This window comes from Pseudomonas sp. GCM10022186 (assembly GCF_042656385.1).
Classification (GTDB): Bacteria; Pseudomonadota; Gammaproteobacteria; order Pseudomonadales; family Pseudomonadaceae; genus Metapseudomonas.
Window position 1 is genome coordinate 1 of sequence record NZ_JBHSOU010000034.1, and the last position, 5,908, is coordinate 5,908.

General features: G+C 64.2%; 6 protein-coding genes and 2 pseudogenes. 3 read left to right on the forward strand and 5 right to left on the reverse strand.

Features of this window, described 5'->3' with window-relative positions:
• Window positions 1–132: TauD/TfdA family dioxygenase (locus ACFPU0_RS14580; protein ID WP_377693818.1), on the forward strand; the 132-nt coding region annotated here is incomplete at its 5' end.
• Between the two features lie 51 nt (window positions 133–183).
• Entirely contained in the window at window positions 184–1,239 is a 1,056-nt protein-coding gene (locus ACFPU0_RS14585; RefSeq protein ID WP_377693807.1) for a 3-keto-5-aminohexanoate cleavage protein, read from the forward strand.
• 138 nt (window positions 1,240–1,377) lie between these two features.
• On the opposite strand, the pseudogene ACFPU0_RS14590 reads toward ACFPU0_RS14585, so the two are convergent.
• The 4 genes and pseudogenes from ACFPU0_RS14590 to ACFPU0_RS14605 form a co-directional block, all read right to left on the reverse strand.
• Window positions 1,378–1,509, reverse strand: a pseudogene (locus ACFPU0_RS14590) (acyl-CoA dehydrogenase); the annotation flags it as partial.
• Between the two features lie 61 nt (window positions 1,510–1,570).
• Window positions 1,571–3,079: a tripartite tricarboxylate transporter permease gene (locus ACFPU0_RS14595; protein WP_377693809.1), complete on the reverse strand. Its 1,509-nt coding sequence runs from the start codon at window positions 3,077–3,079 to the stop codon at window positions 1,571–1,573.
• Between the two features lie 22 nt (window positions 3,080–3,101).
• Window positions 3,102–3,593, reverse strand: a complete 492-nt coding sequence (locus tag ACFPU0_RS14600; protein WP_377693811.1) for a tripartite tricarboxylate transporter TctB family protein — start codon at window positions 3,591–3,593, stop codon at window positions 3,102–3,104.
• Window position 3,594: 1 nt separating this feature from the next.
• Complete coding sequence (locus tag ACFPU0_RS14605) at window positions 3,595–4,560, reverse strand: tripartite tricarboxylate transporter substrate binding protein (protein ID WP_377693812.1); 966 nt, start codon at window positions 4,558–4,560, stop codon at window positions 3,595–3,597.
• A 153-nt stretch (window positions 4,561–4,713) separates the two neighbouring features.
• On the opposite strand from ACFPU0_RS14605, the pseudogene ACFPU0_RS14610 reads away from it, so the two are divergent.
• Window positions 4,714–4,830, forward strand: a pseudogene (locus tag ACFPU0_RS14610) (4-hydroxy-2-oxovalerate aldolase); the annotation flags it as partial.
• Between the two features lie 253 nt (window positions 4,831–5,083).
• On the opposite strand, the gene ACFPU0_RS14615 reads toward ACFPU0_RS14610, so the two are convergent.
• Window positions 5,084–5,908, reverse strand: an 825-nt coding sequence (locus ACFPU0_RS14615; RefSeq protein WP_377693813.1) for an acyl-CoA dehydrogenase family protein, incomplete at its 5' end; no start/stop codon positions are given.

The window sequence follows — 5,908 nt, forward strand, 5'->3', positions numbered from 1 at the left end:
CGCTGGCGCTGGAAGCCCAACAGCGTAGCGATCTGGGACAACCGCTCCACCCAGCACTACGCCGTGATGGATTACCCGCCCTGCGTCCGCAAGATGGAACGCGCGGCCATCGTCGGCGACAAGCCCTTCTGATCTCTCCGAACCTCACAACAATCACTGCACTGCCGATCCCAGGAGTAACTCATGAACTTCATCGATGGTTCCCTGTTTGTCGAAAACATGGAAAAGCTGGTCATCACCGCTGCCCCCTATGGTCCGGAGTGGATGCCGGCAGACTTCCCGGAAGACATCCCGGTGAGCATGGAGGCGCAGATCCAGAAAGCCGTGGACTGCTACAACGCCGGCGCCACTGTGCTGCACGTTCACGTACGTGAGGAGGACGGCAAGGGTTCCAAGCGCCTGTCCAAGTTCAACGAACTGCTGGCCGGTATCCGCGAAGCCTGCCCGGGAATGGTTCTCCAGGTCGGCGGATCGATCTCCTTCGCTCCGGAAAACGAGGGCGACGTCGCCAAGTGGCTATCCGACGACACCCGCCACATGCTGGCCGAACTGACGCCGACCCCGGACCAGGTCACCATCGCCATCAACACCAACCAGATGAACGTTTGCGAGCAGATGACCGCCGCCGACATCCGCGGCACCTCGCTGGAAGACCCGGTGATGCTCAGGGCCTACCAGGAAATGACCATTCCGGCAGGCCCGGCCTGGGTCGAGGAGCACATTCGCCGCCTTTCGGCCAAGGGCATCCAGACCCACTTCCAGCTGGCCAACATCACCCAGCTCAATACCGTGGAGCGCATGATGCGCCGCGGCGTGTGCAACGTGCCGCTGATTCTCACCTGGGTGGCCATCGGCGGCGGCTTCGACTCGCCGAATCCCTATGACATGGCCAACTTCGTGCGGGCCTGCCCGGACGGTTCCGTGCTGACCTTCGAGACCAGCATGCGCAACGTGCTGCCGCTGAACATGATGGCGATCGCTCTGGGTCTCCACGTCCGCTGCGGCATCGAGGACAACATCTGGAACCAGCGCCAGACCGCCAAGATGACCACCATCGAACAGATCGAGCAGTTGGTGCGCATCTCCCGCGAGTTCGGCCGTGAGGTAGCCAACGGCGAGGAAGCGCGCAAGATCTACAAGATCGGCACCTTCTACAAGGACGCCGACGAAACCCTGGCCAGGAACGGCTTTGCGCCGAACCGCAAACCAGGACAGGTCGGCTTCACCCAGCACGCGTGACGTCTTCATCGGCCGGCGCCGCTGCCGGCCGGATACTGCTCCTTTTGCTGCTACTCGCGGCAGGCCCCGTACGATAGTGCGGGCCTGCCGCTTCCTTGCGCCCGGAAAGGCTCAGGCTCAGAAGAACGCCTGGATGCCGGCGCCCCGGGTGATGCCGTAGCGGGCGGAGATCAGGCAGGTGAAGGGGCCATGCAGCCCTCGTACGTCGGGGAAGGCGTTCTCTTCCGGGACGAAGACGTTGTCCATCACGATCTCGCCGGTATCGGATGCCGAAGGCGGCAACGCACCTGAACCGGTGTCGGTGCCCGGAGGCGTAATGGATCACCGCCGTTCAGTCATCCTCATGCAAGCGCACACCGCGGGCATGCAGCAGATGCGGAACCAGCAGAACCATCAATGTCAGCGCGAATACACCGGCAGAGATGGGGTGGGTCACGAAAACCGACCAGTCCCCTTGGCTGATGGACAGGGCGTTGCGCAATTGCTTCTCCGCCATGGGCCCCAACAGCATCCCTACTATTACCGGGGCAACGGGGAAATCGAGGCGTCGCATCAATACCCCGACCCAGCCGATGGCCAGCATGAGCAGCAGGTCGAAGGAGGATTGCCGCATCCCGTATACCCCGATGCTGGCGAACACCAGGATCCCGGCATTGAGGTATGGGCGAGGGATTTTCAGGAGCTTGACCCAGATGCCGACCAGCGGGAGGTTGAGCACGAGGAGGATCGCGTTGCCGACGAACAGCGAAGCCACCAGCGTCCAGACCAGGTCTCCCGAGGTCTGGAAGAGCAGTGGCCCCGGCTGCAGGTTGTAGTTCTGGAAGGCGGCCAGCAGGATCGCCGCCGTCGCGGAGGTCGGGATGCCCAGGGTCAGCAACGGCACCAGCGACCCCGTTGCGCTGGCATTGTTGGCCGCTTCGGGCCCGGCGACCCCCTCGATCGCCCCCTGCCCCTTCCCGGCGGAAAACTCGTTGGGGTAGCGGCTGAGCTTGCGTTCTGCGGAATAGGACAGGAAGGTGGGAATCTCGGCGCCCCCTGCCGGGATGGTGCCGAACGGAAAACCGATGAAGGTCCCCCTCAGCCAGGCGGGTATCGAGCGCTTCCAGTCCGAACCGGTCATCCACAAGGACGTCAGACGATTGCGGTCGCCCTTTTCCTCCTTCTGGTACAGCACGCCATACAGCGCCTCGCCGACCGCGAACAGGCCGACCGCCACCAGAACGACCTCGATACCGTCGACCAGCTCGGGAACCCCGAGGGTGTAGCGGGCGATGCCGGAGATGGAGTCCATCCCGATCAGCCCCACGGCCATTCCCATCCCCAGCGAGACGAACCCACGCAACATGGACGCGCCGAGGATCGCGGATACCGTGGTGAACGCCAGCACCAGGATGGCGAAGTACTCGGCGGGACCGAACCTCAACGCCAGGTTCGCCACCGTGGGCGCGAACAGGGTCAGCAGCACCGTGGCGATGGTCCCGGCCACGAAGGAGCCAATGGCAGCCGTTGCCAAGGCCGGGCCCGCCCGGCCATTGCGCGCCATCAGGTTGCCCTCCAGGGCGGTGACCATGGAAGACGACTCGCCCGGCGTATTGAGCAGGATGGAGGTGGTGGAGCCGCCGAACTGGGCGCCGTAGTAGATACCGGCGAACATGATCAGGGCACCGGTAGGGTCCACCTTGGCGGTGATCGGCAGCAGCAGCGCCACCGTCAGTGCCGGCCCTATCCCCGGCAGCACACCGATCGCGGTACCCAGCAGGCAGCCGACGAATCCCCACATGAGATTGACCGGCGCCAGCGCAGCGGCGAAGCCTGTCGCCAGGCTCGAAAGAATGTCCACTACATGTACCTCCCGAACCAGCTCAGAGCCAGGCATTGACGAGGCGCGGCAGGGAAACCCCCAGCCCGGCGGTAAACAGCCAATAGACCGGCAGTGCCAGGGCGATGCCGATGGCCAGGTCGCGAAGCGGATGACGGCTGCCGAAGCCACGCGCCGCGCAGGTGAAAAGCAGCGCGGCCGACAGGACGAAGCCGATGTGGGTGATGAGCAGGGCAATGCCGATCAGCCCAGCGGTTATCCAGGCAGCCCCGGCCTTGCCGCCCACCAGCACTTCGACAGGTTCCTCGCCGTCTGCCAGCCCGCGAAATCCCCCCGTCAATGCCTGCCTGCTCAACAGCACGCCCATGCCCCCCAGGAAGATGGCAACGGCGTAGGGGTAGACGTAGGCGCCGAGGATGGTGAATCCCGTCTCCACCGGGAAACGGGAGGCTCCAAACGCCAGGATTGCCCCGATGGCGATGACACTGACGCTGACCGCCAGATGGGCCGGCACCATTCCCGGAGAGCGGGCCATGTCAGAGCAGTCCTACCTTGACCAGCATTTCACGCAGGCGGGCATGCTCGTCCTCGACGAACTTGGCGAAGTCATCACCCGTGACAATGCTGGGCGACCAGGCGTTGGCCTGGACGTTGTCCTGCCAGACCTTCGTCTTGGTGGCGGCCAGGACCGCATCGGTCAGTTCCTTGCGCTGCTCCGGCGTCAGGTTGGCGGCGCCATAGACACCCCGCCAGTTACCGATGACCATGTCCACGCCCTGCTCCTTCAGGGTCGGAGCATCGAGCGCGGGAATACGCTCAGGCGAACCGATCGCGAGCACCCGGAGCTGACCTGACTTGATGTACTGGGACAGCTCGGCGTATCCCCCCGTGATGGCCGTGATGTGCCCACCCAGGACCGCGGAGACCACTTCACCGCCGCCACCGGAGGCAATGTAGTTCACCTGGTTGACGGGAACGTTCAGCTTGCCAGCCAGTTCCGCGATGCCGATGTGGTCCACCGATCCCTTGGAACCGCCTCCCCATTTGACGCTGGTGGGGTTGGCCTTGAACTCTTTGAGCAGGTCATCCAGGGTCTTGTACGGGGCGTCCTTCTGCACTGCGATCACGTTGTACTCGGTGAACAGCATCGCGATCGGCGTCACGTTGGCCATGGTGATCGGTGGTTTGTTCTGCTCCACCGCGGCGACCATGATGGCGCCTACGACGATCAGGGCATTCTGGTCACCCTTGGTGCTATTGGCGAACTGGGCCAACCCCAGGGTTCCGCCGGCGCCGCCCTTGTTCTCATAAGTGACGGCTTCGGCCGCCTTGGCCTCCATCATCGCCTTGCCCAGGACCCGGGCGGTCTGGTCGTAGCCACCGCCAGGCGAGCCGGGGGCCATGACCTTGACGGTTTCCAGCGCGAGGGCCGGAGTTGCGAGGGTCGCTGCGGTGATGGCAGCTGCCAGGAAGCGACTGAATCGACGATTTGCATGGAACATGACCTTTCTCCCCAAAAGCGGTTTTGTTCTTGGTGAGGTTGCTTGCAGGTTCACCCATGGAGATTTGCTGTTCAGCGGTTGCGCCTGTGTTAAAGCCTAGGCCACAGGCTTTTCGTAGGCCTGCTTTCAGAGGGCTGATTCGAAGAGGAAGGCCATGGCGAAGTGGCGGCGGCCAAGTACCGGCTGAAGACCCTCGAAATCCTGGTCGGCGGCCAGGAGGACATGATCGTCGACGTGGCGCTGGAGCTGCTGGCCACGCGCCGGTCCTGATCCGCCACGGTCGGTGCACACAGCGCACCCTACGGTTGAGCCTTTCGCCCGTAGGGTGCGCCGCGCGCACCAGCTTTAATGGCGAACTCATACGCCACCGACGGCGCAGTCTGTAGGGTGGAAATCCCTTCCGGGATTTCCACCATCGGCGTCTTGCCCGGCTTCACTGGTGGATAGAAAAGCGCTATCCACCCTACAGGGCTCGGGGTCGGTGCGCACAGCGCACCAGCTGTAATGGCGAATTGCGGCAGGCTCAAAAGAACGCCTGGATACCGGTCTGGGCGCGACCGAGGATCAGCGCGTGGACGTCGTGGGTCCCTTCGTAGGTGTTCACCACTTCCAGGTTGACCAGGTGGCGGGCCACGCCGAACTCGTCGGAAATGCCGTTGCCGCCCAGCATGTCGCGGGCCAGGCGGGCGATATCCAGGGCCTTGCCGCAGGAGTTGCGCTTCATGATCGAGGTGATTTCCACCGCCGCGGTGCCTTCGTCCTTCATCCGGCCCAGGCGCAGGCAGCCTTGCAGGGCCAGGGTGATCTCGGTCTGCATGTCGGCCAGCTTCTTCTGGATCAGTTGGTTGGCGGCCAGCGGACGGCCGAACTGCTGGCGGTCCAGCACGTACTGGCGCGCGGTGTGCCAGCAGGCCTCGGCGGCGCCCAGGGCGCCCCAGGAAATGCCGTAGCGGGCGGAGTTCAGGCAGGTGAAGGGGCCGCGCAGGCCGCGCACCTCGGGGAAGGCGTTTTCTTCCGGGACGAACACGTTGTCCATCACGATCTCGCCGGTGATCGAGGCACGCAGGCCGACCTTGCCGTGGATGACCGGCGCGGACAGGCCCTGCCAGCCCTTCTCGAGAATGAAGCCGCGGATCTCGCCGGCATCATCCTTGGCCCAGACCACGAAGACATCGGCGATCGGGCTGTTGGTGATCCACATCTTGGCGCCGGTCAGGCGGTAGCCGCCGTCGACCTTCTTCGCACGGGTGATCATCGAGCCCGGGTCGGAACCGTGGTTCGGCTCGGTCAGGCCGAAGCAGCCGATCCACTCGCCGCTGGCCAGCTTGGGCAGGTACTTCTGCTTCTG

Excerpts from the sequence above, each read along its gene's own strand:
- ACFPU0_RS14585 (WP_377693807.1), top strand. The coding sequence starts at position 184 with ATGAACTTCATCGATGGTTCCCTGTTTGTCGAAAACATGGAAAAGCTG.
- ACFPU0_RS14600 (WP_377693811.1), bottom strand. The coding sequence starts at position 3,593 with ATGGCCCGCTCTCCGGGAATGGTGCCGGCCCATCTGGCGGTCAGCGTC.
- ACFPU0_RS14605 (WP_377693812.1), bottom strand. The coding sequence starts at position 4,560 with ATGTTCCATGCAAATCGTCGATTCAGTCGCTTCCTGGCAGCTGCCATC.